This is a genomic window from Tahibacter caeni, assembly GCF_024609805.1.
In the GTDB taxonomy this organism is placed as follows: domain Bacteria; phylum Pseudomonadota; class Gammaproteobacteria; order Xanthomonadales; family Rhodanobacteraceae; genus Tahibacter; species Tahibacter caeni.
The window spans coordinates 1-2,002 of record NZ_JANFVR010000538.1 but is presented as its reverse complement, the minus strand read 5'-3'; the positions used below and the strand labels follow the sequence as shown (position 1 = coordinate 2,002).

The 2,002-nt window shown below is 70.6% G+C and carries 1 protein-coding gene; it reads right to left on the bottom strand.

Annotated features, from left to right (window positions below):
• A partial coding sequence (locus NON22_RS23550) for a type I polyketide synthase (protein ID WP_257389422.1) occupies positions 1-2,002 on the bottom strand: 2,002 nt, incomplete at both ends.

Here is a 2,002-nt window from a genome sequence, read left to right as displayed (position 1 = left end):
GCGACGACCGACGGAGCCGCAGCGGCTGCCGCGGCCGCGGCCGGCGCCGGCATCGCCGCTGCAGCGTCGCCGCTGCGGCGGAAGCCTTCGACGCCGGGAATCCAGCAGCGCTCGCGCGCGAACGGATACGTCGGCAGCGCCAAGCGCCGCGGCGTGCGCGGGCGCCGCAGGCATTTCCAGTCGACCTCGGCGCCGTTGACCCAGACGGCGCCGAGCGCCGCGAGATCCTGCGCCTCGATCAGCGCCTGCACGGTGTCGGCCGAGGCCGGCGCGGCGTCCTTGCGCGGACGGCTGCTGCCCTGGCTGAAGCCGGCCGCGGCGGCGCCGTCGGGCGCGGCACCATCGAGAAAGGCGCGCAAGGTGCGGCACAGCTCGTCGTGCGAGGCCGCGACGACGGCCAGGCGCTCCGGCATCTCGTCGCGGCCGACCTGCAGGGTGTAGGCGAAGTCGATCAGGTCGGGCGCGGCGCGCTCGGCGCGTTCGAGCATCGCCGCGGCATAGGCACGCAGGCGGTCGTCGGTCTTGGCCGACAGCACGAACAGCTGCGGTCCGGCCTCGACCGCCGGCGCCGGCATCGCCGAGGCCGGATGTTCCTCGAGCACGATGTGCGCGTTGGCGCCGCCGAACCCGAACGAGCTGACGCCGGCGCGCCGCGGCAGCACACTGCCGTCGCCGGCGCGCGCCGGCTCCCAGTCGCGCGTGCGGTCGGCGATGTAGAACGGCGAGCCGGCCAGGTTGATATAGGGATTGAGTTCCTCGAAATGCACGTTCGCCGGGATCTGCCGGTGGCGTATCGCGAGCAGCACGCGCAGGATGCCGGCGATGCCGGCGGCCGTTTCGAGATGGCCGATGTTGGTCTTGGCCGAACTGAGGCCGATGTGCGGCGCAGCCGCGGGCGCGTGCTCGTGGCGCTTGTACAGCTCGCCGAAGGCCTTGCTCAGCGCCTGGATCTCGATCGGATCGCCGAGCCCCGTGCCGGTACCGTGGCATTCGATGTAGCCGACCGTCGCCGGGTCCATGCGCGCCTTGTCGTAGGCCTCGATCAGGAGCTCGGCCTGGGCCGCGGAATTCGGCGCGGTCAGGGTCGTGACGCGGCCGCCGTGGTTCTCGGCCGTCGCGCGCACGACCGCGTAGATGTGATCGCCGTCGGCCTCGGCCTGCGCGAGCGGCTTGAGCAGGATCGCGCCGGCGCCTTCGCCGCGCACGTAGCCGTTGGCGCGCTTGTCGAAGGTCTTGCACTTGCCGTCGCCGCTGAGCATGCCGGCCATGCCGAACGAGATGTAGGCCGCCGGACTCAGCATGACCTGCACGCCGCCGACGATGGCCATGTCGCAGCTGCCGGTGTGGATCGATTCGATCGCGCGGTGCAGCGCGACGAGCGAGCTCGAACAGGCCGTGTCGATCGGCGCGCTCGGGCCGCGCAGGTTCAGCAGGAACGAGACGCGGTTGGCCAGCACCGAGTGCGAGTTGCCCGACGCGGAATAGCCGTCGAGGCCGATGTTGAGCCGGTTCATCACGTCGACGTAGTCGTTCGTGGCGACGCCGACGAACAGGCCCGTGCGCGTGCCGGACAGGTCCGACACGCGATGACCCGAATCCTCGATCGCCTTCCAGACGGTTTCGAGGAAGATGCGCTGCTGCGGATCCATCATCTGCGCTTCGCGCCGGGATATGCCGAAGAACAGCGCGTCGAACTTGTCGACTTCCTTCATGAAGCCGCCCCACTTGGAGTTCGACTTGTTCACTTCCTTGAAGGGGTCGCCGTAGTACTCGCGCCAGTCCCAGCGGTCCTCCGGGATAACGCTGATCAGGTCGTCGCCGTTCTTGAGGTGCTGCCAGAACTCGTCGAGGTCGTCGGACTGCGGCATCACGCCGCTCATGCCGACGATCGCGATCGGCATGTCGTGGAAGCGGTTGACCGGCGCCGCGGACGCGGCGGCCGGCGGCGCCAGGTGCGCCTGCGCGTCCCAGGCCTTGGCGAAGCGCGGCAGCGGCGACGATG